The sequence below is a fragment of the Clostridium cavendishii DSM 21758 genome, assembly GCF_900141845.1.
GTDB lineage: Bacteria > Bacillota > Clostridia > Clostridiales > Clostridiaceae > Clostridium_AG > Clostridium_AG cavendishii.
The window spans coordinates 117,107-143,623 of record NZ_FQZB01000013.1; the positions used below are offsets into that span (position 1 = coordinate 117,107).

Genomic DNA, 26,517 nt, shown 5'->3' on the forward strand with positions numbered 1-26,517 from the left:
ACATTGTATCTCCCTATCTTAAACACCTGCTAAGCAGGTGTTTTTTTTAAGTAATTATATGAAACTTTATAGTTCATATTCTACTAACTCATATTTTGAACTCCAACTTAGACAATGCTTAGCGTAGCCTTTTTTAGTAAGATCGCCTACTATATATGCCTTCTTTACATTATTCGTATTCATTTTTGCTAGTTTAAAATTCTTTAATATTTCTTCTATTTTAACATTATATAGCTCACTCAAAGCTTTAGGAGGTTCTCCCCAAGCAAATATTATATAATCAGATGCTTTTATTTCTTCACTAATAATTTGACTATTCTCAACCTTCCCCCCATCTATATTGATCCCATCTTCTCCCGTTAAAAATTTCTCACCTTTCTCTTTTAAAACGTTTTCTAGTGTGTGACTGTCGTATTCTAGAATAGGAAAAATGTATACAAAGCAAACCTTATATATATTTTTAAAGCTCTCTTTATTATCATTTATATACTTAAGTGCTCTACTAATCATTTTACTACCACCTTGATCACTACATGGCTTTGGTGCTCTGCTTATTATAAGTATAGATTCCTTCCCCTTCTTGCTTATAGGTATAGATAGCTTAAACACCCTTTCCTCTTTAAAATTTATAACTTTATCTATATGCTTTCTTCTTACAAAATTAGGATAACTTGTTTTTTGCATTAAAATATCCCCTTTTCCTAAAATCCTTATATCTTTAATAATAGATATTTAGTAAAAGAGGATTATATTCTTTTTTTATTTATTTTTTGCAGCTTCTATTTTTTCAGCAAGGTCATTTAAGTAGTCCCATCTTTCAAATTTATGCTCTAATTCCGCTTCTACTTCTTCTTTTTCAGCTACTAACTGTTGAAGTTTAGTGAAATCAGTTGATGATTTTTCTATAGCTTTTTCTATATCTGCTATTTTATTTTCTAACGCTTCTATATCAGCTTCTATTGTTTCATACTCTTTTTCTTCTTTATAAGAAAATTTTAATTTCTTCTCTCTTATTTTTTCATTTTTATCCACAGAAACTTTATTTTTATCCACTGTAATATTAGGGTTATTAACAATTTCCTCTTTAGAATGTTCTAAAAAATCACTATAATTTCCTGTATATTCTTTAATATCACCATTACCTTTATAGTGGAATATTTTATTACATACTCTATCTAAGAAATATCTATCATGTGATACTGTTATAACTGCACCATTAAAATCATCTAAATAATCCTCTAAAATTTTCAAAGTCTCTATATCTAAATCATTAGTAGGTTCATCTAATAGTAGTACATTTGGAGCCTCCATTAAAATCCTTAAAAGATGTAGTCTTCTTTTTTCTCCGCCTGATAATTTACCTATAGGTGTCCATTGCATAGTTCCATCAAACAAGAATTTCTCACACATTTGAGATGCTGTTATTTTCTCTCCTGTCGCAGTTGGGATATATTCAGCTGCCTCTCTTATATATTCTATAGCTCTCATGTCCTCATCCATATGACTACTTTCTTGCGAAAAACATCCTATCTTAACAGTTTCGCCTTTTTCAATATAACCTGAATCTGGCTCTAACTTACCTTCTAAAATCTTAATAAGTGTCGATTTACCTACTCCATTTTCTCCTACTATTCCAACTCTATCATTACGAAGAACTATATAACTAAAATGATCAATTAATCTCTTTTCTCCAAAGCTCTTACTTATACTATTAAGCTCTATTACCTTCTTACCTAATCTAGTGCTCATAACTGATATTTCTACATTATCATTTGAAGCTAAACCTTCTTGATTCACTAATTCATCAAATCTATCAAGCCTTGCCTTTTGTTTAGTAGTTCTAGCTTTAGCCCCTCTTCTTACCCAAGCAAGCTCTTTTCTTATTAAGTTTTGTCTTTTAACTTCACTTGCTTCAGCTATTTGCATTCTTTCCATTTTCTTTTCTAAAAACATTGAATAGTTTCCATCATAGCTATAAAGATTTCCTCTATCTAATTCTAGTATTCTATTAGTTACTCTATCTAAAAAATATCTATCATGAGTTATCATAAGTAAGGAACCTTTTCTCTTATTTAGATATTCCTCAAGCCAATTTATAGTTTCGTTATCTAGATGGTTTGTAGGCTCATCTAGGATTAAAAGTTCACAAGGAGTTATAAGAGCTGTCGCAAGGGCTATTCTCTTTCTCTGCCCACCTGAAAGCTTACCTACCTTAGCCCCAAAATCATTTACACCTAACTTTGTTAGTATTATTTTAGCTTCGCTTTCTAGGTCCCAAAGATTTAATGCATCTATTTTCCCTTGTAAAACCAAAAGACGTTTTTGTAAGTTTTCATCTTCATGATTATGAGCTATACTTTCAAGCACTTCTTCATATTCTCTAAGTAAGGTAATCTCAACTGACGAACCATTAAAAATCTGCTCTAAAACAGTTTTATTATCATCAAAACTTGGATTTTGATGAAGATACTCTATTCTAACTCTATTTCCCTTTGTTATATTTCCTTCATCTGGCTCTTCTAATCCTGCGATTATCTTTAAAAATGTAGATTTACCAGTACCATTTACTCCTATTATCCCAATTTTTTCACCATCGTTTATTCCAAGAGATATATTATTAACAAGCTTCTTTTCTGAATAGCTTTTACTTATATTTTCTAAAGTTACTAAATTCATATTACTCATCCTTTTCTTATAGACTTTTATACTATCAATAATAACATAAAAAATTATGCTTACATATATAAAAGAATTCCTAATTGCAACAAAAATATATATTACCTTTGCAATTAGGAATTATTGCTTCCTATAAAAAAACTCAAACTTTTTAATTATTTATAAGAAATTTATTTAATTTTTCTTGCAACACTTACTATATCATAAATATCTATAATTTTATCACCTGTAAGATCACATCTTTCTTTAAACTCATTACTTATATCATTAAATCCATAACAATCAGCAACAGCCTCAAGGTCAAGTATATCTACTTTTCCATCTCCATTTATATCTTCTATCTTATCAGCACTTTGTGGCATCTTAAGCTCATATGGTACATAAAAGTTAATTGACTTTCTACCTAAAACATTTATTACAGCCCTTTCTCCTGGATTAAGGCTTATTGAATTAAATTCACACTTTTCATAATCCCAAACTTTCACTTCATCTTTGTATGTAACAATATTAAACTTAGCTCCTGATTGAAATGCATCATTAAATATGCTTATTTTAGAATTTGTAGAATTTTTAATTTCATATGCCTTCTCTGAGGTAACTGTTTCTTTAAAGAATATTGGTGTTTGAATTTTTTTATACTTATCTCTAAATTCGTATGGTAAATATAATGTAGCTGATTTTCCACTACCAAGTGAAACTTTCATTTTCTGATTTTTATATATTTTATAATTATCATATTGCTGTCTAAAATAATACTCTCCTCCAGATTCGTTATAATATATATAATCTAACGTTTCATCTCCACCAAGTTTAGTAGATGATAGTATTTCTATTTTTTCTTTATCATAATTAGTAATTAAATATGAACTATCTGAAGTTAAATTAATTTTTTCAAAAGTAGGTGTAGATACTTTTTTATAAGAATCCTTAAATTCATATGGAACATGAATTATCGCTTTTGATTCAAACGTCACTTTTGTCTTATCATACTTACTAACATAAATACTCCTGTCTTCATTATAACCCATATGTCTTATATCTCCATATTCATCATAACTAATATAATCATAACTACATTTTTCACCACTTGAAGTCGGAATTATTTCAATATTATCACAAAACTCATTTGTAAATTCATAAGTTTCCCCTTTTTCTGCTATAAATGAGGTGAAGTTAGGTATAGAAACTTTTTTATAGCAATCTTTAAATTCATATGGAATATGCACTAACATTGGCTCTGCGCCTGACTCAACGGTTAACTTTACTTTCTTTCCTTCTCCAATAACTATATCACCCACTGAAGAATATTCCATTTTTTCCACATCATTATACTTATTATAATAAATTATCGAATATATTAGACCAGTTCTCCAACCCCAGTCATTTTTAAATCTCAATTCCTTACCATTATTGTTTTTATTTACAAATTCATAAGTCTCACCTTTTTCTATGTATAACTGTTGAAAAGTTGGTGAATCAACTTTTTTTGTTGATTTCATAAGTTCATTAGGAATATATAATTCACATTTTTCGTTTGTTGCTGATATTCTAACTTTTTTATTAGGGCTAATTTCTAAATCCTCATATCTATTGTTACCGCTATTAACAATATTACCCTCTTCATCATATTCAATATACTCATACCTATAATCATTTAAATAGTCACTCTTTCTCTTAATAGTAAGCGTTTGTGAAATAGTATTAGTAACTTCATAACTAGTCTTAGTATCTAAGCTTATAGTAAAGGAGCTTGTCTCTGCTTTATCTGAAGTTCCTTTATTTTCTTTTAATACGTTTTCTCTATTAATGACTGTAGTCTTTTGTAAAGTTTCTTCTTTCGCACTAATCTCTTGATTCCTCGTCGTTGAGCTAGCTATTAAAATATTTTCGTTCACTAATATACTAACAACAAAAAATACTATTGAAATAAGACCAATAATTTTTTTCTTCATTTCTATTTCCCCCTTTTAATCATAATATATTATTAAACCTTCTATGATTTATTACTTTTTAAGATTCGCAAACCATATAGAGTCTAATTAATATTCACACTAAACTATAAAAATACATTACATACTAAATATACCATCACAGCCATGTATTGTACAACAACTTCTTAAACTTTAATAAAATAATCAACTAATTTATAACCTATTAAAAATCATCTATGCTTTTTATATTATGCATTTCACATAAAAAATAAAGAAAGTACTGTATATTTTAACTTACAGTACTTTTCTAATTTTTATTTAATTTAATTTCCCCAAAAGTTCTTTTATTATATCAACTTGATTTATAGTTAATCCAAGTTGTTGCCCTATACGACTTGAATCCCACCCTTGACGCATAAAACTCTTTATTTCCTTTAAGCCATCAGTATCTGTTATATATCTTTCTACAACTTCTGAATCGTGAGAACTTATTTGTTTTAAGTCATCACTTATTTTATCATAAAGATTCATTTCCTTTATTTTATCCCATACCATAACAAATCCTCCTAACAGATTATATTCATAATTAGTATTACTAAAAATTTTGATTTTATTACTTCATCTTTTTGCCTAACTACACAAAGAAGAATTCTATTGATTTTCTTACTTAATATGAAAAAGATGCCCTAATTATAAGGACATCCTTTATCGATATTTAAAACAAATTATTGAATGAATTTAGGCACCTCATAGTAAAACATAGAATTATTCATTTTACTTATGATATTTTTAATTGTTTGAGACTGTTTATAAGCCCAACCTATATCTGTTGCATATTGATGAGCATATGGCGTAGTTGGATTTTTAGATAATGTAGTTAAATCCCATCTCATTTTGTATAGTGTATTTTGATTATAGGTTGAATTATTTATATAGTTTTTAGATATATATTTAGCTCCACCTATAATAGCTTGTTCTACACTAAACCATCCCTCTCTATACGCCTTTTCTGAGCCCCATAAATTTGGATTAGAGTCATAAGCTCCATAACCATAAACATTATATACTTTAGTCGGATTACTTAAGGGAACTATTTTAGAGTTTATATCTCCAAAAGTTTCATGTATTGAACTTAAAGTAATTCCTGTAGCTAGTGTGGACGTTCCATTTCCAGTTTCTAAAAGTGAATGTGCTAATAAATACACAGGATTTATATTATATAATTTTCCTGCATCTAAAAAAGCTTGTCCTTTTCCCTGTAGAACACCTTTCCCTATTAATACTGTATTTAAATCTTGTACTGTTATACCATCCATATAATTTAATTTTAAGAATTGATTTATTCCATAATCAGTTATAAAGTTATTAGGATTTAAATAGTATTGAACTTGATCTTTACTAGCATTAATCCAATCTCCACTACTCCAGGCTTGAGCTGGTGAATTTAAATTCATTTGACTATTTAAAAAAACATCAAGAGTCAAATTAGTATTAATATAAGTTATTACTCCATACTTTAATACTTGAAATGACATTTCTTTAGAACTATCTACCTGATTTAAAGAATTTTTATCCTTCACATCTACTTTAATTTTATAATTTCCCTCTTTAGATGGAATCCAAGTATAATTAGCATCAATTGAATAATCTCTAGACATACTCCACTGAGTACCATCATTTATCCAATATCTATATAAAGTTGACGTGCCATATATAGCTTTAGTATTAAAGACTATAGTATTTCCAATCTTTCTTGGTGATACAACATTGCTTGAAAGCTGCTGTATTTGCGGTGGATTAGCTATTTGAAAGCTTGTTTGTATTGATGTATCTGGATACCTTTTTGAATTTGCTTCTTTAATATCTACCTTAATCTTATAATCTCCAGCTTTAGTAGGCTTCCATGTATAAGATTTATCATAAGTATAGTCTCTAACAACCATCCATGCTTGTCCATCAAAAACTGAATACTTATAAAGCACACCTTTAGTTAAATTAGTATTTGTAGTGAATTTTATATCTTTATTAACTAATTGAGGTGTATTCAGGCTAGTGGTTATACTAGATGCTTTTACATTACTATAAACTTCATAGTCTAGCTGCTTATAGCTATAATTTCCCGGTGAATATCTATCCTTTATTTCAACCTTTATTTTTGAAGTAGATGCCCTATAAGGCTTCCAAGTAGTAGTACTTCTACTTGAATAATCTTGGAGCACATACCACGTTGCTCCATCATATATGGAGAACTTATAAAGCAAATTTTTACTTCCACTTCCAATAGCACTAATATTCACTGTTTCTCCAACCTTTGCAGATTGCTTGCTAACATTCAGACTATTAATATTAACACTAAGCGCGAATACTTCAATGCCTTTAATAAAAAAAGTAATAATTAAAATTAATATAAATAAGTTAACTTTTTTCCTAAGGTTCAAAGGACTCCCCCCTTTTCAGCTTTAGTAATATTCTATATCTTTACAAATCCAATTGAAGATTATTTTTCCTATAAAATTTTGATAAAAGTTATTATTAATATCGTAAACAAATTATCATTTTTAAATATTTTTTTATAAATAAATTCTATGATTTTATTGGTAATTTAGGAGCTAAAACCCTATAATTTATAAAAAGCTAGAACAAAGTAAGTTTTCATTTTACTTTGTTCTAGCTTTTTCATAATTATATATCTGTTTCTGTAGATTTTCTGATATAGGTACATCATATATAGTTTTATTATCAATCTCTAGATAACTAAGCCCTGAATCAGTTACTGAAAGATATACTCCTCCTCTTAATTCATCATGTTTATCATTAAGCCTAACTTTAACTTTTTCTCTAAAATCAACTATTTTTTCATAACTATATCTATCAAAATTACGTCTATTTTCTAACTTATTAATATTATTAAACTCTTTTTCTAAATTAGTTGTTAATTCTTTATTTAAACTAAAATCATCAACTTTATAATTTCTAAGTTCTATAAAACTAATTTCATCAAAAACATAACTTTTAAAAGAAAGTAGAATTAATCCCACCCAAAAAAACGCACTGGTGAATTGTTTTCTTAATTTTTTACCATCACCTTTTTCATTGTTAATCTTCCATTTAAAATCGTCTATAGCATCATAAACTAAAAAATATATAATAGCCATAGCTAATAAGTATGGCGCGACAACTAATTTTATTGATGGTGTAAATATTAAACTATAAGCAGAAAGTAAAAATCCAGTTAATAATATTATGTTTAAACAAACCATTAAAACATCTTTAAAGCTTTTGTCTTTATTTATTACTAATTTTCTATAAGTTTCATAAATAACTAAAAATACTGTACTTAATACTAAAAATGAGTACCCTAAAGTCAAATCAGATCTTAATCCTAAATAACCTATAATAAAAAAAAATAAAAATATTATTCTAATCATTCTTGGTTTTATTTCTTTAAGCTTAAACATATTATAAACTCCTTATAAACTGAATAACCTTTTTATCTCTTCATACTTTTCATGAGTTAAAAGAGCATCTTTTTCGGTATTTTTAAGCTTAACTATATATGTCCATCTTCCATAAGGATAAATTTTAGTTATCAAAGAAAGATTTATTATATATGACTTATGACTTCTAAAAAATTGGTTAGGATCTAACTTTTCTTCTATTTCAGTTAATGATATAGAAGTTGTAAAGCTATCTGTCTTAGTATATATAACAGTAGAACTCTCTTCTCTCTGAACTAAAACTATTTCCTTAGTATCTACAAAGCTTATCCCATCCTTATTCTTTATCATAAGCTTATCTAAGCCTTTTTCATGCTTTATTATTTTATCTATTCCCTCTGCATAATTAGGTTTATTAAGCTTTTTAATTCTGTCTAGTGTTTGCATAACCCTATCTATTTTAAATGGTTTGACTAAATAATCAAATGCATATACTTGAAACGCCTCTGACATATATTGTTCATGAGCAGTGGCGAATATAATTATTGTTTTAGGATCTATATCCGTAAATACTTTTGCACATTCTATACCACTACGTATTGGCATTTCAACATCAAGGAACACCACTTCAGGATGGTGCTCCTTAAATATACTTATAGCCTCATCACCATTATCAGTATCCCCTATAACTTCAAAGCCACTAGTTTTTTGTAATATTTTCTTAATTACAGTTCTCATTCCTGGTTCATCATCTACTATAAGTACTTTTATATCCATATAATCTTCTCCTAAAATTTTAAAATCTTCTACGCCTTCTAGTCTTACACTTAGGCTTACTAATTATTTCGGAAAGCACTATTGCTTGCTGAAGACCAAAAGGTGTTATTTCATGAGTAATAGCATCTAATAATGCATTATTAGTATAAGTTGGTTTCTTTTCTTCTAATATTTCTTCATCAATTTTTCTAACATCATTTAATTGATTTTCATAATTATCATTATTTTCTTTGTAAACTTCTGACTTTTCATTGTAAGCTACCTCATGATTCTCATAAATATCTTCTACACCATAGTCGTCAAAATTACCTAAATCCTGTTCATAAGGTGTCCTCTTATTATTATCTTCATGAGTTGCATTGTACAAGTCTTTAAACAAATTGCTAACTCCACCTTTTTCTTTAAAACTATCTGCTATACTATAACGGTCTTCTACAAGCTTTGTAGCAGCTTTTAACGTATTAAAGACATCATTATATTTCATCAGTCTCACTCTCCTAAGGGATTATTTTTTATCCTTCTTATCTGTGTCCTGTGCCATAACAGTCTTATTAGTAGCACTAACACCTGAAATAGAAGCCCTCATACTTGTATCTGCAATAACATTTTGCATATCATAATAATCCATTATACCAAGCTTACCTTCTTTTAATGCGTAAGCCATAGCTCTTGGAACTTCTGCTTCTGCTTCTACAACTGCAGCTCTCATTTCTTGTTCTTTAGCAACAGCCATAGCTCTTCTTTCTTCAGCCTTAGCTTGAGCAATATTCTTATCTGCTTCTGCTTGCAGTGTTTGAAGTTGAGCTCCTATATTTCTTCCTACATCTACGTCAGCTATATCTATTGAAAGAATTTCGAAAGCTGTTCCAGCATCTAACCCTTTATTTAAAACAGTCTTTGAAATAGCGTCTGGATTTTCAAGAACTATTTTATGACTATGTGAAGAACCAACTGTAGTTACTATACCTTCACCAACTCTTGCTAATATAGTAGCTTCACCAGCTCCACCAACTAATCTTTCAAGATTAGCTCTTACTGTAACTCTAGCTTTAACTAAAAGTTCTATACCATCTTTTGCAACAGCTGAAACATTTGGAGTTTCTATAACTCTAGGATTAACACTCATTTTAACTGCTTCTAAAACATCTCTACCTGCTAAATCTATTGCAGCTGCCTTTTCAAATTGTAAATCTATATCAGCTCTATGTGCTGCAATTAATGCATTAACTACATTATCCACATTACCACCTGCTAGATAATGGGCTTCTAGTTGGTTAACCGTAAGTCCCATACCAGCTTTAGTTGACTTAATAAGAGGTAAAACTATCTTAGATGGAACAACCCTTCTAAGCCTCATACCAACTAAATTAAACACACTCACCTTAACATTTGCAGCTAATGAAGATACCCATAACCCTAATGGAACGAAAGTAAAGAATAAAGCAAGTAAAACCACTACAACTGCAACTATTATAAATATTTTTATTATTAATACATCTCCCATGTTCAATCTCTCCTTATCATTTTATTTTATATTTTTTTGACTACTAATTTAACACCATTAACTTTAACTATTTGGATTTTAGAATCCCTTGATATATATTCACCATCAGATACTACATCAAATTTAACCCCTTCTATCTCTACTGAACCAGCAGGTCTTAAATCTGTAATAGCTATTCCTTTTTTGTCTAACAAGTAATCTAAATCTGATGAGCTAATATATCCATGTTCTTTTCTTTGTTCTTCAGCTAATATTAATGGTTTAAAGAGCTTTCCCTTTGTAAAACATGTTAGTACTATACCAAGCATGGTTCCTAAAACTGCTAGTATTCCTAATGCCATCATTAATGCCTGTGCAAAGCTCTGAGCTGTAAATACTACGGCTAAAATAAGACATATGGCTCCAGCAATCCCTGGTACACCAAAACCGGGGACATGCATCTCTACAAACACCAATATGAATCCAATTATTAACAATGTTATAGTTAATACAGTTATATCTGGGACCATTTCGATTACCTCCTTATTATTTACCTTATAAATAAATAATAATGCTTTAATTAAAATTTATTAATACATAATCTTTAAAACATACACTTTTTAATTTAAAATGTCATTTATGCTTATTTTGGTAACACTATTTTAAAAGATGTTCTTTCAGAATTAGACGTAACATCTATATTTCCACCAAAACCTTCTATAAGCTCTTGGACTATAGCGAGCCCCATTCCTTCACCTTTTTCAGCTTTAGTTGTGAAGCCTTCTTTAAAAATATTCCCTAAGATTTCTTTTGGTATGCAAGGTCCATTATTAGATATATTTATTATTATATCGTCTAAATTCTCTGCAAATTCAATGAACATATATCTACTTTCCTTTTTTAGTTTTAAAGCAAATATACCATTGTCTATTATATTTCCTATAACCCTACAAAATTCCCAAGCTTCCATAGGAAGATTTTTCAAATCACTTTTGATTTCGAGCTCCATTTCTATCTCATTTTGTTCTGCTACTTGTAGCTTTGCCTGAAGCAGCGCATTAACTGCTGGCTTTGATGTTTTTAAGGCCTTACTTACTCTTACTATATCTTTGTATACCGGTTCTATGTAGTTCCTAGCTTCTTCATATTCCTCTAATTCCATAAGCGAATATATTACTTGAATATGATTTAAATAGTCATGCCTTTGAGCTCTTAATGTCTTATTAAACCTTTCCAAACCCTTTATTGTATCTATTAAGTTGTTACTTCCTTTTTTAAACAAAAGATTATAAAAAATTATTCCTGTAATAATACTATTAATTCCTATACTTATTGCTATAACATAGATTATAAAATTGTCCTGTATTTTGTATGGATTACTGTTTTTATAGTAAATAAAAAGTATTATAAAAATTACTTGTATTAAATTAAGTATTATTGATAAAAAAATAATTTTAGATATGTCATAGCCCTTTTTTATAGACTTCACCTAAGCACCCCCTACTTTTTACATTTTACCATATATTCCTTATTATTGTCTTTAATATATTTTTATATCTCCCTATAAAAAAACATTTATTATGTTATAATCTATTAAGAGTTTTAATAAAGAGGAGAGATACACTATGACAAGTAAATTTTATTTATATAAAGGTTTAGGAAGAAAAGCTGAAAATGGACGTCCTTGGATATATATTGATGAAATTAATGAGTATGATGGAGACTATGAAAATGGTGATATAGTAGAAGTTTATAACTTTATGAATCAATTCATAGGTAAAGGTTACATAAATGATAGAAGTAAAATAACTATAAGAATAATGACTAGAGATATCAATGAGGAAATAGATGAAAACTTCTTCAAAAAAAGATTCAAAGCTGCTTATGATTATAGAAAAAAAGTTATAGATACTTCTTCTTGCAGATTTGTTTTTGGTGAAGCAGATTTTTTACCTGGTCTTACAATAGATAAATTTGAAGATTATTTTGTAATTCAAATCTCTACATTAGGTATGGATAAATACAGAGATTTAATAGTTAAAATCCTAGTAGAAGAATATGGTGCTAAGGGAGTTTATGAGAGAAGTGACTTAGCTACAAGAGAAATAGAAGGGTTAGAACAAAGAAAAGGTTTTTTAACAGAAGCATTTGATACAAATGTTCAAATAATTGAAAATGGTGTTAAATATTTAGTTGATTTAGAAAATGGTCAAAAAACAGGGTTTTTTCTAGATCAAAAAGAAAACAGAGCTGCTATACATAGAATATGTAAAGATGCTGACGTCTTAGATTGCTTTACACACACTGGCTCTTTTGCACTAAACGCTGGTATAGCTGGTGCTAAGTCAGTTCTAGGCATCGATGTGTCTCAACATGCTGTAGATTGTGCTACTAGAAATTCTGAGCTTAATGGCCTTTCTGATGTTGTTAAATTCGAATGCCATAATGCCTTTAATGTACTTTCTGATTGGTCAAAGGAAGGAAAACAATTCGATGTTGTTATATTAGACCCACCAGCTTTCACCAAATCCAAAAATACAATAAAAGGAGCTTTAAGAGGTTATAAAGAAATTAATCTTAGAGGACTTAAAATGGTTAAATCAGGAGGTTACTTTGTAACTTGTTCTTGTTCTCACTACTTTAGTGAAGAATTAATGAAAAAAACTATAGCTGAATCTGCTAGCGATGCTAGAAGAACTCTAAGGCAAGTGGAATTCAGAACTCAATCAGCTGATCACCCAATACTTTGGAGCTCTGATGAATCATACTACTTAAAATTCTTCGTATTCCAAGTGGTTTAAGTGAGAATCCAAATTTTCAATTTGGTTATTCGAACTTACTCCTACGAACGATAGTGAGTAGGAGTTTCCTTAAGTGACTATCCAAATCTTAGATTTGGTAATAGGAACTTACTCATTCGAACGAATGTGAGAAGGAGTTTCCTTAAAAAACCATCCAAATCTTAGATTTGGTTAATGCGAACTTACTCCTATGAGAATAACAAATAGGAGTTTCACTAATATAACTCAAACCCAGAATGTATACCTTACAGTTAAACTGTAAATATACATCCTGGGTCTGAATTTTTTGAAAGGACTAAGTTAGTTTTATATGAATTTTTGTTGCTTGCTAAATTAATTTTATTTCTCCATTTACAAATTCAGGTACTAAATCTATTATATCCTTTTTACAGCAATACTCTAAATCAGCTTCTAAACCTAAATTCTTTAGTACACTATAATGTCTTGCTAGTTTTATATATTCTATTACATTTGGGTTGTTTTCATAAATATATCTAGCTGTTGTAGCTATATCAGAAAGTTCATGATTATTTAATTCATTTAATTTACTAATCATAAAACCTGCACAAATAAAATCATCCATAGAAAATTGTCCTACAGTTCCTGCATTTACAAACACTACATCTTCATTTATTTCTGCTAACTTATCTGTTAAAGCCTTAGCATTAATCATAGCTCCTATAAATATTCTTTTTGCTTTTAAGCAATTATTTATAGCCCTTGTACCATTTGTAGTTGAAAGAATTATATCTTTCCCATTTACCACATCTTTACTATATTCAAGTGGTGAATTAGAAAGATTAAATCCATCTATTAAAACAGCTTTTCTTTCTCCTCCAAGCAAATAATTATCCTTTAACTCTTTTGCTTTTGAAAAAGCTTCTTCTACTGTCAAAAATGGAATAACTCTACTCGCACCATTATTAAGTGCAGTAGTTATAACAGATGTAGCTCTTAACATGTCTATAACTACAACTATCTTATCCTTAATTTTATTTTCTTTAATGTCATCAGCCGAGATAATAACATCAATTTTCATCTACCCTTTTCTCCTTCCATACTAAGAAGGCCATGATAAATATGGTTGCTTGTTTGAAGTTCCTAATATCATAGCCAGTATCTTTTTCTATCTTATCTAGCCTATATATTAAGGTATTTCTGTGAATATAAAGTTTTTTTGCAGCTTCACTTATATTTAGTCCACATGCTACAAACTCTTCTACTGTTAAAACTGCTTCAGAATCAAATTTCTGAAACTTTTTTTTGAACTTCAAATAAAGTTCTGCCTTTACATTCTCATTTATATTATACACTATTTTCTCAAACAGCAAACTTTCAGACTTATAAACTGATTCTTTCAATCCATACTTTTTACTAACCTGTATACAGGTTGCTATATCATTAAAATTTCTTTTAATTTCGGCTTCATCAGCAAAAAAAGTATTATAACTTAGCACACATTTACAATAAAGATTTGATTCTAAAACTTCCTTTATACTAAGTGCATGCTCTGCTGGATCTTCTACATTTCCTATAACCAATATATAATCTTTATAAATAAAGCTTAAAATCTTATCATCATCATAATATTGCTTTATAAGACCTAATGCCTCATTTCTACTTTTATCTAAAGAAATTAAAAACAATGAGCATTCTTTATTTAAAAATGGTATGGCACCCAAAGCTACCTGAGCATTAGTACCATTACCATCTAATATATCTATTATAAATTGTTCTCTTTTCAAAAAAGATTCATTATATTTACTTTCTATAGAATATTTTAATAAAGATGCGCATAACTCAAATTCTTTTTTAATTTTAAGATTACCTTTTTTATTTCCTAGTGTAACGCAAACTTCTTTTAAATCTTCTTGTATTGAATCATCTAAAGTATTAAAAAAAACACTATTATCTTCATTCATAAGTTTAAAGTCCACGCCTGATTCTATACTTAACTTTTGTAAATAATCCTTAAAACTGCACATCTTTTAAAGTCCTCCTATATTATAGTAACTTCTGTTTCTTTATCAAATACATGTAGTTTGCTAGGATCTAATGCGAATTTTGCATTATCACCTGATTTAATATCAGTACTTCCATTAACTCTTATAGTTAAGCTAGTACCAACTTTACTTACATATATATAACTTTCAGCCCCCATAAGTTCTGTAACTTCTACTTTTGCAGTAAATGAAGACTTTGCATACTTTTGTAGGAATTCTTCATCATGATCTAAATCTTCTGGTCTAATACCAACAACTATTTCTTTATTCATATATCCTTTAGATCTTAATAAAGCAGCTTTATCCTCTGGTAATTCTATTTTATCTTCACCAAATTTAACAAATGCTTTTCCCTCTGCTTCTTCTAGTTTTGTGTTTATAAAATTCATTTGAGGACTTCCTATAAAGCTTGCAACGAACATATTTGATGGATGATCATATACTTCTTGAGGACTTGCCACTTGTTGAACTATACCATCTTTCATTACAACTATTCTAGTTCCCATAGTCATAGCTTCTGTTTGGTCATGTGTTACATATATAAATGTAGTTTGTAATCTTTTATGAAGTTTTGCTATTTCAGTTCTCATTTGAACTCTTAACTTCGCATCAAGATTTGATAAAGGTTCGTCCATTAAGAATACCTTAGGTTCTCTAACTATAGCTCTTCCTAATGCAACTCTTTGTCTCTGACCTCCTGATAATGCCTTTGGTTTTCTATCTAATAAATGTTCTATATCAAGAATTTTAGCTGCTTCTTTAACTTTTTTGTCTATTTCTGCCTTGTCTATTTTTCTAAGCTTTAATCCAAATGCCATATTATCATAAACTGACATATGAGGATATAGAGCATAACTTTGGAAAACCATTGCTATATCTCTATCTTTAGGTGCAACATCATTAACTAATGTATCACCTATATAAAGCTCTCCTTTTGATATTTCCTCAAGACCTGCTATCATTCTAAGTGTAGTTGATTTACCACATCCTGATGGTCCTACAAACACTATAAATTCTTTATCCTCTATATCTAGATTAAAATCTTTTACTGCTGTAACATCTCCAGGATATATTTTGTATATGTTTTTTAATGATAAATTTGCCATTTTAAATCCCCCTTTTAAACTTTGTAAATCTTCCAATCATTCTATATTAATATTGTAACCGTTTTAAGAGGGTTATTTCCATACAAATATTCTCCAAATATAATTCTACTTATTTGTAGAATTATACAAAGTCCTGATTATTCTAATCTTTCTTATAATATAATCCTTGATAATATCCATTATCTTCCATAGTTTTATCTATATCATTTAATACTTCCCATTTTTTAAGGCTCCACATAGGACCTATTAAGCTAACCCTAGGTGCATCTCCTGTCATTCTATGTACTACCATTTCTTTAGGCAACATACATATAGACTTACATATCAAATTCACATAATCTTCTTGTGATAAAAATGCTAATTTACCTTCTTCATATAATTTAACTAATGCAGTATTTTTCATAAGATGCAACAAATGAAACTTTATTCCCTTAGCACCACTATTAGCTACATGCTTTATAGTTTGAAGCATTTGTTCTTTACTTTCTCCTGGAAGTCCAAAAATAGTATGAACTACAACATCTATTCCCCTTGCTTTAAGTTTTTTCATAGCTTCATCAAAAACTTTTAAATCATGTCCTCTATTTATTAATCTAGCTGTCTCATCATGTATAGTCTGTAAGCCTAAATCTACCCATGTATAAACTTTTTTATTCATCTCTTCTAAAAGTTCTAATACATCATCGCCTAAACAATCTGGTCTTGTAGCTATTGCTAAGGCTACTATGCCATCTTTATTTATAGCCTCCTCATACTTTGCCCTAAGCTCTTCTACAGGCGCATAGGTATTAGTATAAGCTTGAAAATATGCTATATATTTTTCACCCTTCCACTTTTTATTCATCATAATTTTTATATTATCAAATTGCTCACTTATAGATACGAGTCTTTCTCCTGCATAATCTCCTGATCCCCTGGCACTACAAAATACACAGCCTCCCTTAGCTACTTTTCCATCTCTATTAGGACAAGTAAATCCTCCATCTAAACTTATTTTAAATACCTTTTCTCCAAACTTTTGTCTTAAGAAATAATTTAAACTATTATATCTTTTATCTCCCCATTTTGTGATTTCATCCATATATATAAACCTCTTTTCCAAACTAATTTAAAACATTATATATATTGGAATTAAAATTCTACATTTAATTAAATATCCATAAAAAGATACCTTGAAAATAATTTTAAAATTAAATTATAGAAAGCATATTACAATATATATTAACTATTTTAGACTTAATAAAAAAATAATAGCCAAAATATGAATTCATATTGGCTAAATATTTTTAAGTATGTCTTAAATTATTATACTATAATTTTATAGGTTTAAAATCTTTTATTGATAATTTATATCTCTCAACATTATTTTTTCCTTCACTCTTATTTATTACTTTAAATATGACAGCATCCTCTTTGAATTCTTCATAAATAATGTCATACTCTTGCTTAGGGAATAATGTATCTATACGTGTTTCTATAATATTTCCCTTACTATCATAGATTTTAAATCTATCTTTCCCTTGCTCCTCATAACTTACAATCAAATTATCTTTCTCTCCTGTAAATTTTATATCTTTGAGTTTTATATTATCGTAAATATCCACTGTACTAATCTTTTTAGCAACAGATTTTTCTTTCTTTCCGCCTTCTTTCCCTTCATCTTCACCTTTAGCTTTATCTTTATCTTGCTTTGCTTCACTACCTTCACTTCCACTTATATCCAAAATAGCGATATAAGTTTTATCATCTCCCATAGAACTTATAGCTAACTTATTACCTTTAAATGAAAAATTCATTACTCCAAAATTCTTTTTAGGTATATCCATCTTTTCTAGATTGGAAGCTGTAGCCTTACTATAAGCCTGTGTAGGTAACTTACCTAATTCTATAACAGGTTTAACATCTACTTCATCCTTATTTCTTAATACCAAACCATCATCTTCCATAAAGACCTCTATTTCTGTACTAGCTTTAAGACTTACTACTTTATATTTTCCATATAACTTTTCTACTGTAACATAATAATTCTCTAAATCATTTATTCTTTTTTCTTCATTTCCACTATTAACCATATATTTGTAAATACATGAAGTTCCCTTTTGAACAATATCTTCAAGCTTAAAACTCTTTATATCTATACCTTTATCCTTAATTTTCAACGTTTGCTTTTGTAAATCTTCTGCACAAACATTTGAAGCCTTACTATAATCTTTTTTGCTAAGACTCTCTATGTATTGATTGGCTATCTCTTTTGATTTAGTTTCATCAAAAATAAAATTACTAATATCTTGTGCCTGTGCCTTATTATCCACTTTACCGCAAGCAGTAAAACTTAATGTCATTAAAAGAATTCCTATAACGATAAACTTTTTCATAGCATTTCACTCCCTAAAACTTTATATATTTAGCTTTTCCTAAATAGTAAAAACTATTATTAAAAAGCTGCATTACATAATTTTCTTGATATAGCAAATTAAATCTGAGTTTTTAAAAATTATATAATACTATTTGGTATTTTCACAGATAATGAAATTTCAAAATTTAGAATAATACTAAGACAAGCATTATATACATAATTATGTATAGTTTTAATTTAATAAGGAGTGAATATTTTGAAAAAAGAAATTACACGTATATTTCAAATAGCAGCTGTGTTTATAGGTACCATAGTAGGTGCTGGACTAGCCTCCGGTAGAGAAATATGCCAATTTTTTACTCAATATGGCTATAAGAGTTTTATAGGAATAATTTTCACAGGGATTTTTTACATAGCTATGTGTACTATAATCTCAAAAATAAGCATCAAATACAACCTTAATTCTTATGGCGAGGTATTTAATATAGTAAGTCCTAATTTATTAGGTAAAGCTATAGGAGTTATTACGACTGTCTATCTGATCTCCAGTGCTTCAATAATATTAGCAGGTAGTGGTGCTTTACTTAATCAATTCTTTGGTTTACCCAAGATAATTGGTACCCTTATAATGTTAACTCTTGCAGTAATGATATTACTTAGAGAAACAAATGGACTTATAGAAATTAACTCAATAATAGTCCCATCACTACTTATAGTAATCTCTACGTTAACGATACTTTATGTTGTATTCTCTAAAGATTCTATGAGTTTAAACTCACTTAAATCATTCGGTGCAAAAAGTAATAACTGGCATATATCAGCACTTCTTTATGCTGGCTATAACATTCTTTGTTGTTGTGGAGTCTTAGTTCCATTAAGTAATGAAACTAAAAAACCTAGAACTATGATAATTGGAATAATTTTAGGAGCTACAGTTTTAACTATTCTTTGTATTTGTATAAATTTAATGCTTACTGTAAATCAGCCTTATATTTATAAATATGAAATTCCTCTCCTTTATGTAGCTGATAGGTTTGGAAGAGGAATACAAGCTATGCTACTTGCTATAATTTGGCTTGAAATGTTTTCTACAGAAGTTTCCGATGTATACTCTATTTCAAAAACACTTAATGTAACCTTCAATATTAAATTTAAGCATGCTATATTCTTAGTTTTATGTATAGCATTACCTATATCCCAAGTAGGCTTTTCAACTTTAATATCCACACTATATCCTATATTTGGAGTGTTAAGCTTATTATTTGTTATTCAATGCATATATTTTTATTTTAAAAAAATGAAAAATTGATGTTATAATAGCACTAGGTGGTGTTATTATGAATTCGATTGATATGCTAAAGAACTGTTCACTTTGCATAAGGAATTGTAAAGTAAACAGACTAGAAAATAAATTAGGTTTTTGTATGTCTTCTAAAGATATAAAAGTAGCTAGAGCAGAACTTCATTTTTGGGAAGAACCATGCATATCTGGAGACCATGGCTCTGGAACAGTTTTCTTTTCAAATTGTAACTTGCGTTGTGTTTTTTGCCAAAATTATAATATTTCTCAAGAAGGTAGTGGTAAACATATTTCAATAGAAAGACTTAGTGATATATTTTTAGAACTTCAAGCAAAGGGAGCTAACAATATAAACCTAGTTACTCCGACTCATTATGTTCCACAAATTATAGAAGCTTTAAAAATTTCAAAAACTAAGGGCTTAAAGCTTCCTATTGTTTACAATACAAACGGTTATGATAGCTTGGATACTATAAAAGCATTAAAAGGTTATATAGATATTTATTTGCCTGACTTTAAATATTTTGATGATAAGTATGCTATAAAATATTCAAAAGCATATTCTTATAAAGAAAATATACTTAAAATAATAGATGAAATGATAACTCAAGTTGGTAATGCTAAATTTAATGAAAACGGAATTATTCAAAAAGGTGTTATAGTTCGTCACCTTATGCTTCCTGGCCTGCTTTTTGATTCTAAAAAAGTTATTGATTCAATATACAATAATTTTGGAGACAAGTTATATATATCTATAATGAATCAATATACTCCTTTAAATAAAGCTTCAGAATATAAAGAAATAAATAAGCCTTTAAATCCTAAGCATTATGATAGTTTAATCGATTATGCTTTGAATTTAGGAGTTAAAAATGGTTTTATTCAAGAAGAGGGAACAGATACCAAAGCTTATGTACCTGATTTTAATAATCAAGGTGTTTAAAGTTAAAATGAGCACTTAACAATATTTTATTAATTATTGTTAAGTGCTCATAAATATTTATTTACATCCACTTCCTAATACAAATTTGTATATAGCTTTTGCTACCCCATCATTATCATTTGTATCTGTTACATAACTTGCTATATTTTTTATATCGTCTATTGCATTTCCCATAGCTATACCTAAGCCTGCATATTCTATCATTTCCAAATCATTAGCCTGATCCCCTATACATATTATTTCGTCTATTTTAATATTTAAATATTCAGCTAAGGTTCTAACTCCATATCCCTTGTTGCATTCCTTATTCATCATCTCTAACACAAAGGATAAACTTTTTACCATATGATAGTTATCAAAAAATTCCCTTGGTATTTTTTCTTCATAATTTTCAAAATCATTATCTTTTCCCAAAAATAAAATTTTGGCTATCTCATCATTATCATTTACATCCTTATCAAAGTCTATTATCTTAACTGGTGTCCCTATATGTTCTCTTTCAAACTTCACAAATTCATTATCTTCTGGAAATATACAGCCTTCTTCTACATAAGCTGATATTTTTACTCCTAATTCTTTACTTAATTTATATGCTTTCATCAAATCAGAGCCCTTAAGTCCTTTATAACTAATACATTTAAAATCATTAGTTCTATAAATACTGCCTCCGTTATTAGTTATAATATACTCGTTTTCCCCTACTAATCCTACATGTTCTAAAAATCTATTAAGACCTCCAATAGATCTACCTGATGTTATAACTACTTTCACACCATTTTCTATCGCTCTCTTTATTGCCTCTTTATTTCCCTCTGATATATTCCCCTTTGAATTTAAAAGGGTACCATCCATATCAATTGCTAATAACTTATACATGTTAGAATCCTCCTTTGTCAAAATTCTATTTAATGAGGTAATCTTATAGAATTTCTTCTTCTTCTGCTTACAACGCTTTAAAGTAGTACTACAAATAGTTTTCAAATTATAGACTCTTTATATATTTAAAAAGGGGATATATCCCCTTTTTATTAATATAATCTTATAAAACATTTCGCTAAGCTTTACCCTATCACGCTAAATTATAAGATCACATTCATTATTGTTTTTTATCATTTGTTATCATTGTACTCCATTTCAATATTTTTTTCAATATATTTTGATAATTATTTTATTAATGTTATAATATTCATTATTAAAGTAGTAATAAACGATAATAAGAGAGGTTTATATATGTTTGCAGAGGAAAGATTAAATGAAATTCTCAATATGCTTAATGAAAATGGTAGAATTAAGGTAAAAGATTTAAGTGAAAAATTTAAAGTTTCCGAAGGTATGATACGAAAAGATTTGCAAAAGCTTGAAAAATCACATAACATCCAAAGAACTTATGGTGGTGCAATATTAAATCGAAAAATAGTATCTTGTAGTGCTCTGTCAACTAGAATGAGTATTCATTTGGATAGTAAAGAACTTATAGCTCAAAAAGCCTTCGAAGCTATAGATGAAGGTGATATAATTTTTTTAGATTCATCTAGTATAAATTTTTTACTAGCTACCTTGATAGCTAACGGTTCAAAATCTTTAACATTAGTTACAAATATGCCTATAATTACTCCCTTTTTTGATAATAACGAAACTGTTACTCTTATATGTATAGGCGGTATTTATGATAAAAAATCAGGTGCCGTGCTTGGTGCTGATGTTATTAGAGATATTGAACACTATAATTTTAATAAAGGCTTTATTGGTAGCTCAGGAATTAATATTATAACAAAAACAGTAAGTACAGCCACATTAGAAGATGGCTTAATTAAAGAAGCTATAATATCTAATAGCAAAGAAATTTTCTTACTTACTGAAAAAGAAAAATTCACAGTTGATGGAACATATAAATATGCGAATTTAGAAGATATATCTACCATAATAACAGATTCTAATTTATCTAATGAAATTAAGATGAAAATAAAAAAACTAAATATAGAAATCTTTTAGACTTTTAAAAATATTTTTTCTACCCAAATACAAATATGGAGTTTTATTAATTTTATTATTTCAATAGACAGTTTTAAAGTCATTAAAAATTAGCAAAATCTCTAAAATTATAAAATTTCTAAATTAAAATCTCCTAGAACTTAATTAAGTTCTAGGAGATTTTAATTTGCCTTTAAATAGAATATTGTTCTATTTCATCTTTAAAGTTAGCTATAACTATTCTAACCTTTTGAATATTATCAAGTATATTTACTATCTCGTTACTATAATCATCAATAGACGCACTTACAGTTTGAGCTGCTGAAGAATTTTCTGCTGCTATTGCTGCTAATGAATCTATGTTTTTAAATAAATCCTGTATAGCTTGTACTTCTTTGTTTAAGTACATAATAGCTTCATTTATATCACTAGCTACCGATTTTATTGATTTAGTAGCATCATAACTTGTATCTCTTACATCTTTTAACCCTTTAGTTTCATTTTCCAATATCCCATATTGTTCATCTATATTTGATACCAAACCATTTATTTCAGTAACGAATTCTATTAAATTACTATTTATATTACTAACAGCATCTTTTGATTGTTCAGCTAATTTTCTTATAGATTCAGCTACTACTGCAAAACCTCTTCCCTGTTCTCCAGCTCTTGCTGCCTCTATTGATGCATTTAAAGCTAGAAGATTTGTTTGCTCTGATATTCCTGAAACTATAGACACAATCTTTGTTATATCTTGAGCTTTAACTTGTAACTTCCTACCATCTTCCTTAACTGTCATAAATGAAGCTAAGGTTTCTTTTATATTTTCACTTGCATTATCAACCTTTATATAACTAGTATTTATTTTCTCAATTGCTCCCTCTAATTCTTTCTTATTCTCATCTTCCAGATTAACTACATTATTTATACCATCTATATTTCTATTAATCTGATCTATTAATGTTTCGGTGTTCTCCTCTTGTCTTACTGCCATTTGAGAAACAGCCTCTGAAAAACCACTTATTTCTTCTGTTGTTTCCTTCATCTCTTCTGTTAATTTAAACATATTATTTGAAAATACTCTTAATTCATCAGTAATACTACTAAAGGATGTTAAATCTTTTGCCCAACTTTCTTCAAGTCCTATTACTTCATTAAAAATATCCTCTAAAAAGTCGTTTGTATAAATTTGAGTATTACTATGTTTTCTATTCTGCATAACCTTTATTTCTTCTATAATTTCCTTTTTAGGATTTAGAAGTAGATTAATCATAATACAGCTTGTAAGCGCTGTTACTCCTGATGAAATCATTGAAGTAACAAAATTACCTGTAAAAACAGAAATTATAGCCCCCACAGCTAATGATGGTATAAATGCTTTTATTCCTATATTTTTTATAACTCCAAAAGATAATATATTATTTAGTACAAATTTTTTCTTATTTATTATCTCATAATCAAATTTAAGCTTAACTGCCAAAGAATCTGAAGTTCTGCTAATCTCCTGTATATCTATATTCTCTTTAAAATGCTTAGCGCTTCCCCTTAGTAAGCCTATAAAATACTGAAACATTCCTCTACTTGAATTGTATGTAAATATACATTCATTTTTAGACACTAATTCTAAAGTAAATTTAGGTGGTTTTGCACCACTAATTTTTTTCATCACAACTGCATGTACATCATTCATTGCCTTTAAAAAACTGTATAAATTACTTCTCTTAAAAAATGCTGGATAATCATTAAAAAATGTAACTATATTATTTTCTCCAAGTATTAGCCAAAGGTTATCAGGTGTTATTTTTGCACCTTTTGCTATATTTTCTAAAACCTCTTTTATTTCTTTATCCTCTACATTTTCAAGAGGTGTAAAAACTCTATTCTTATCCCAACGAACTATTTCCATAGAGTTATTAACAATATCATCACCATAAAGTTTCCTACAAGTTTTTATCCATGTTGAAACAACAGTTCCTTTCATTCTAAACACTCCTTATCTATGATTTCTTTATATAATTTTTCTTTAAGTTCAATATATATATATTATAATATGTTTTCTACAAAATAAATGTAATTTTATCTTTATTTTATGGTTAATAAGTATATTAATATAAATATGGATTCTAAATTATAACATATATACTTATATATTTAATTTTCAACATACAGTATAATCTACTTTTTTAGTATACTATATATTGTGATGAAAATACATAATTTAATTTTTAGAAAATCAATTTTTATATAATTTTAATTTTGGCTAAAACTCCTATTTATTCCTGACATAATTTAAATTATTTATTCAGATATATAAAATATTAATATCTTATAAACAAAGGCCCCATAAAGGGGCTCTTGTCATAATAAAGTTAAATTTGATCATCATAATATGGAACATACGGTATATTTATCGCCCTATCTCCTATAGTAGGAGGATAAAATATTCTTTCTTTTCCTTCTATGCTCTCTCTTAGTTCTGCTATCTTACTAACTCCTACATATATATCAGATATTTTATACCAAGTTGCATAATCAACCTGACCTGTCTTAGGTAAATTAAATACCCCTTGAAATACTCTAACTGATTCAGCAGTCTTATCAGTATAGTTACCATCTACAATATTTTTAGGTATCAAAGGGTATGCTTTTGAAATTTCATTTAAATAAGTTTGTATAGTCTTTACTGGTATACCCTTAGAACCAATTGTTAACGTATATCCTGGATAAGATTTAGGTATTCCTTCAACCTTCTCCGCTTGAGTATATTCTATATCAGAACCATAAAAATTCTTTAATATTTCAAATGGTTGCTTTCCTTCATCTCCTAAGTATTTACTTCCCCATTGAGTAAGCCATCCAGGACATTTTACATTATTCCCATCGCAGTATTGAGTTAATAACGGCTGTTTCTTGCCAATTCTTCTCACATAGGTTGAAAATATATCATCTACAACCACACTTATATTATCGTATATGTTTCTTCCATAGTTAAATGCATGATCATATGCTGTTGAATTTGTTATATCAAAACTCTTCCCTTTACCTCTATACCATTCTGTATATATTCTATTTAAAGTGAATGAAATTATACAATTTACATTAGCTCTTATTGTATTTTCTGACCAGGTAGAATAAATTTCACAACTAGCTACATTCTTTATATAATCTTTAAATGGTACAGTATAATTTGGACCTGGTGCATTTGGTCCAGCTGCATGAACTACTACAAGTTCTGGAACCACAGGTTTAGGTAGCACTACAGTCCCTAATGGTGGTGGTGGTAGTGCCTTATCTGGATCTTCTGGAATCTTAGATGGATAATTTCCTACCTGTACATTAGGCGCAATATCTATTATTCCCGAATCAGTATCTCTAGTCTCCCCTTGATATTTCAAATTACATTGTTGAAGAGCTGTCCTATCTGGATATATTTGAACTCCTTTTATTAACAAAGGAAGATATCCAGGTCTATCTATCTGTAAATCTACCAAACTGTATGGCACATTACCAGGACTCTGAGAGTTTGCTATTGGAGGCGCTTCCAAATCTATAACCTCAGTAAGTCCTGAAGCATCTGTAAAAATATCCATTGTTTTAGCATTAGTACTATCCCCTGATGGCGTTACTGTTACTTTTGTCTTACTTACAGGATAATAATCATTTCCCTTAAAACATTGCACCTTTAAAAATCCTTTTGAAGCCATGTTTTAACTCCTTAATAAAATACTCCAAT

Annotated in this window: 23 protein-coding genes; 4 read left to right on the top strand and 19 right to left on the bottom strand. The window is 28.5% G+C overall.

The window, feature by feature from the left end; all coding sequences use genetic code 11:
• Positions 1–66: 66 nt before the first annotated feature.
• From BUB01_RS15445 to BUB01_RS15495, 11 genes are all read right to left on the bottom strand, one after another.
• Positions 67–684: a DUF1643 domain-containing protein gene (locus BUB01_RS15445; RefSeq protein WP_072989889.1), complete on the bottom strand. Its 618-nt coding sequence runs from the start codon at positions 682–684 to the stop codon at positions 67–69.
• Positions 685–759: 75 nt separating this feature from the next.
• Positions 760–2,676 (bottom strand): ABC-F family ATP-binding cassette domain-containing protein, encoded by a 1,917-nt coding sequence (locus BUB01_RS15450; RefSeq protein ID WP_072989891.1) that lies wholly within the window; start codon positions 2,674–2,676, stop codon positions 760–762.
• A 170-nt stretch (positions 2,677–2,846) separates the two neighbouring features.
• A complete protein-coding gene (locus BUB01_RS15455; protein ID WP_072989894.1) occupies positions 2,847–4,628 on the bottom strand; it encodes a dockerin type I domain-containing protein in 1,782 nt (593 codons plus the stop codon).
• Positions 4,629–4,925: 297 nt separating this feature from the next.
• Positions 4,926–5,162, bottom strand: a complete 237-nt coding sequence (locus BUB01_RS15460; protein WP_072989896.1) for a hypothetical protein — start codon at positions 5,160–5,162, stop codon at positions 4,926–4,928.
• A 170-nt stretch (positions 5,163–5,332) separates the two neighbouring features.
• Entirely contained in the window at positions 5,333–7,045 is a 1,713-nt protein-coding gene (locus tag BUB01_RS15465; RefSeq protein WP_072989898.1) for a triple tyrosine motif-containing protein, read from the bottom strand.
• A gap of 219 nt (positions 7,046–7,264) precedes the next feature.
• Positions 7,265–8,065, bottom strand: a complete 801-nt coding sequence (locus tag BUB01_RS15470; RefSeq protein ID WP_072989901.1) for a hypothetical protein — start codon at positions 8,063–8,065, stop codon at positions 7,265–7,267.
• Positions 8,066–8,077: 12 nt separating this feature from the next.
• Positions 8,078–8,821, bottom strand: a complete 744-nt coding sequence (locus BUB01_RS15475) for a LytR/AlgR family response regulator transcription factor (RefSeq protein WP_072989914.1) — start codon at positions 8,819–8,821, stop codon at positions 8,078–8,080.
• Between the two features lie 19 nt (positions 8,822–8,840).
• Positions 8,841–9,305, bottom strand: a complete 465-nt coding sequence (locus BUB01_RS15480; protein ID WP_072989917.1) for a hypothetical protein — start codon at positions 9,303–9,305, stop codon at positions 8,841–8,843.
• 21 nt (positions 9,306–9,326) lie between these two features.
• Positions 9,327–10,325, bottom strand: coding sequence for a flotillin-like protein FloA (floA, locus tag BUB01_RS15485; protein WP_072989921.1), 999 nt, complete (start codon positions 10,323–10,325; stop codon positions 9,327–9,329).
• A gap of 26 nt (positions 10,326–10,351) precedes the next feature.
• Positions 10,352–10,834 carry an NfeD family protein gene (locus BUB01_RS15490; RefSeq protein ID WP_072989923.1) on the bottom strand — a complete coding sequence of 161 codons (483 nt, stop codon included), beginning with the start codon at positions 10,832–10,834 and terminating at the stop codon, positions 10,352–10,354.
• Positions 10,835–10,947: 113 nt separating this feature from the next.
• On the bottom strand, positions 10,948–11,793 hold the full coding sequence (locus tag BUB01_RS15495) for a sensor histidine kinase (protein ID WP_242958419.1): 846 nt from the start codon (positions 11,791–11,793) through the stop codon (positions 10,948–10,950).
• Positions 11,794–11,929: 136 nt separating this feature from the next.
• Between BUB01_RS15495 and BUB01_RS15500 the strand changes: the two genes are divergently transcribed.
• Entirely contained in the window at positions 11,930–13,105 is a 1,176-nt protein-coding gene (locus BUB01_RS15500; protein WP_072989926.1) for a class I SAM-dependent rRNA methyltransferase, read from the top strand.
• 328 nt (positions 13,106–13,433) lie between these two features.
• Here the strand turns inward: BUB01_RS15500 and BUB01_RS15505 are convergent, their stop codons facing one another.
• From BUB01_RS15505 to BUB01_RS15525, 5 genes are all read right to left on the bottom strand, one after another.
• Positions 13,434–14,144 carry a 2-phosphosulfolactate phosphatase family protein gene (locus BUB01_RS15505; protein WP_072989929.1) on the bottom strand — a complete coding sequence of 237 codons (711 nt, stop codon included), beginning with the start codon at positions 14,142–14,144 and terminating at the stop codon, positions 13,434–13,436.
• The gene (locus BUB01_RS15510) at positions 14,134–15,090 is read right to left on the bottom strand and encodes a PucR family transcriptional regulator (protein ID WP_072989932.1); all 957 of its coding nucleotides are present in this window, start codon (positions 15,088–15,090) and stop codon (positions 14,134–14,136) included. Before BUB01_RS15510 ends, BUB01_RS15505 begins: the two co-directional genes overlap by 11 nt.
• A 14-nt stretch (positions 15,091–15,104) precedes the next feature.
• Positions 15,105–16,214, bottom strand: a complete 1,110-nt coding sequence (locus BUB01_RS15515; protein ID WP_072989934.1) for an ABC transporter ATP-binding protein — start codon at positions 16,212–16,214, stop codon at positions 15,105–15,107.
• Positions 16,215–16,356: 142 nt separating this feature from the next.
• The gene (gene mnmL, locus BUB01_RS15520; protein ID WP_072989937.1) at positions 16,357–17,295 is read right to left on the bottom strand and encodes a tRNA modification radical SAM protein MnmL/YtqA; all 939 of its coding nucleotides are present in this window, start codon (positions 17,293–17,295) and stop codon (positions 16,357–16,359) included.
• A 229-nt stretch (positions 17,296–17,524) separates the two neighbouring features.
• Positions 17,525–18,589 (bottom strand): hypothetical protein, encoded by a 1,065-nt coding sequence (locus tag BUB01_RS15525; protein ID WP_072989940.1) that lies wholly within the window; start codon positions 18,587–18,589, stop codon positions 17,525–17,527.
• 237 nt (positions 18,590–18,826) lie between these two features.
• Here BUB01_RS15525 and BUB01_RS15530 point away from each other — a divergent pair, with 237 nt between their 5' ends.
• Both BUB01_RS15530 and BUB01_RS15535 read left to right on the top strand, forming a co-directional pair.
• Entirely contained in the window at positions 18,827–19,879 is a 1,053-nt protein-coding gene (locus BUB01_RS15530) for a YkvI family membrane protein (protein WP_072989943.1), read from the top strand.
• Positions 19,880–19,907: 28 nt separating this feature from the next.
• Positions 19,908–20,813, top strand: a complete 906-nt coding sequence (locus BUB01_RS15535; RefSeq protein ID WP_072989946.1) for a radical SAM protein — start codon at positions 19,908–19,910, stop codon at positions 20,811–20,813.
• A gap of 57 nt (positions 20,814–20,870) precedes the next feature.
• Here BUB01_RS15535 and BUB01_RS15540 read toward each other — a convergent pair whose 3' ends face one another.
• Positions 20,871–21,689: a Cof-type HAD-IIB family hydrolase gene (locus tag BUB01_RS15540; protein WP_072989950.1), complete on the bottom strand. Its 819-nt coding sequence runs from the start codon at positions 21,687–21,689 to the stop codon at positions 20,871–20,873.
• A gap of 354 nt (positions 21,690–22,043) precedes the next feature.
• Between BUB01_RS15540 and BUB01_RS15545 the strand changes: the two genes are divergently transcribed.
• Positions 22,044–22,805 (top strand): DeoR/GlpR family DNA-binding transcription regulator, encoded by a 762-nt coding sequence (locus BUB01_RS15545; protein ID WP_072989953.1) that lies wholly within the window; start codon positions 22,044–22,046, stop codon positions 22,803–22,805.
• 172 nt (positions 22,806–22,977) lie between these two features.
• On the opposite strand, the gene BUB01_RS15550 is transcribed toward BUB01_RS15545, so the two are convergent.
• The gene (locus BUB01_RS15550) at positions 22,978–24,765 is read right to left on the bottom strand and encodes a heme NO-binding domain-containing protein (protein WP_072989956.1); all 1,788 of its coding nucleotides are present in this window, start codon (positions 24,763–24,765) and stop codon (positions 22,978–22,980) included.
• Positions 24,766–25,153: 388 nt separating this feature from the next.
• Positions 25,154–26,488 carry a peptidoglycan-binding domain-containing protein gene (locus BUB01_RS15555; protein ID WP_072989960.1) on the bottom strand — a complete coding sequence of 445 codons (1,335 nt, stop codon included), beginning with the start codon at positions 26,486–26,488 and terminating at the stop codon, positions 25,154–25,156.
• Positions 26,489–26,517: the final 29 nt, after the last annotated feature.

Bases quoted from the DNA above. Each gene is read 5' to 3' on its own strand.
- BUB01_RS15445 (WP_072989889.1), bottom strand. From the start codon at position 684: ATGCAAAAAACAAGTTATCCTAATTTTGTAAGAAGAAAGCATATAGAT.
- BUB01_RS15450 (WP_072989891.1), bottom strand. From the start codon at position 2,676: ATGAATTTAGTAACTTTAGAAAATATAAGTAAAAGCTATTCAGAAAAG.
- BUB01_RS15455 (WP_072989894.1), bottom strand. From the start codon at position 4,628: ATGAAGAAAAAAATTATTGGTCTTATTTCAATAGTATTTTTTGTTGTT.
- BUB01_RS15460 (WP_072989896.1), bottom strand. From the start codon at position 5,162: ATGGTATGGGATAAAATAAAGGAAATGAATCTTTATGATAAAATAAGT.
- BUB01_RS15470 (WP_072989901.1), bottom strand. From the start codon at position 8,065: ATGTTTAAGCTTAAAGAAATAAAACCAAGAATGATTAGAATAATATTT.
- BUB01_RS15475 (WP_072989914.1), bottom strand. From the start codon at position 8,821: ATGGATATAAAAGTACTTATAGTAGATGATGAACCAGGAATGAGAACT.
- BUB01_RS15480 (WP_072989917.1), bottom strand. From the start codon at position 9,305: ATGAAATATAATGATGTCTTTAATACGTTAAAAGCTGCTACAAAGCTT.
- floA (WP_072989921.1), bottom strand. From the start codon at position 10,325: ATGGGAGATGTATTAATAATAAAAATATTTATAATAGTTGCAGTTGTA.
- BUB01_RS15490 (WP_072989923.1), bottom strand. From the start codon at position 10,834: ATGGTCCCAGATATAACTGTATTAACTATAACATTGTTAATAATTGGA.
- BUB01_RS15500 (WP_072989926.1), top strand. From the start codon at position 11,930: ATGACAAGTAAATTTTATTTATATAAAGGTTTAGGAAGAAAAGCTGAA.
- BUB01_RS15505 (WP_072989929.1), bottom strand. From the start codon at position 14,144: ATGAAAATTGATGTTATTATCTCGGCTGATGACATTAAAGAAAATAAA.
- BUB01_RS15510 (WP_072989932.1), bottom strand. From the start codon at position 15,090: ATGTGCAGTTTTAAGGATTATTTACAAAAGTTAAGTATAGAATCAGGC.
- BUB01_RS15515 (WP_072989934.1), bottom strand. From the start codon at position 16,214: ATGGCAAATTTATCATTAAAAAACATATACAAAATATATCCTGGAGAT.
- mnmL (WP_072989937.1), bottom strand. From the start codon at position 17,295: ATGGATGAAATCACAAAATGGGGAGATAAAAGATATAATAGTTTAAAT.
- BUB01_RS15525 (WP_072989940.1), bottom strand. From the start codon at position 18,589: ATGAAAAAGTTTATCGTTATAGGAATTCTTTTAATGACATTAAGTTTT.
- BUB01_RS15535 (WP_072989946.1), top strand. From the start codon at position 19,908: ATGAATTCGATTGATATGCTAAAGAACTGTTCACTTTGCATAAGGAAT.
- BUB01_RS15540 (WP_072989950.1), bottom strand. From the start codon at position 21,689: ATGTATAAGTTATTAGCAATTGATATGGATGGTACCCTTTTAAATTCA.
- BUB01_RS15545 (WP_072989953.1), top strand. From the start codon at position 22,044: ATGTTTGCAGAGGAAAGATTAAATGAAATTCTCAATATGCTTAATGAA.
- BUB01_RS15550 (WP_072989956.1), bottom strand. From the start codon at position 24,765: ATGAAAGGAACTGTTGTTTCAACATGGATAAAAACTTGTAGGAAACTT.
- BUB01_RS15555 (WP_072989960.1), bottom strand. From the start codon at position 26,488: ATGGCTTCAAAAGGATTTTTAAAGGTGCAATGTTTTAAGGGAAATGAT.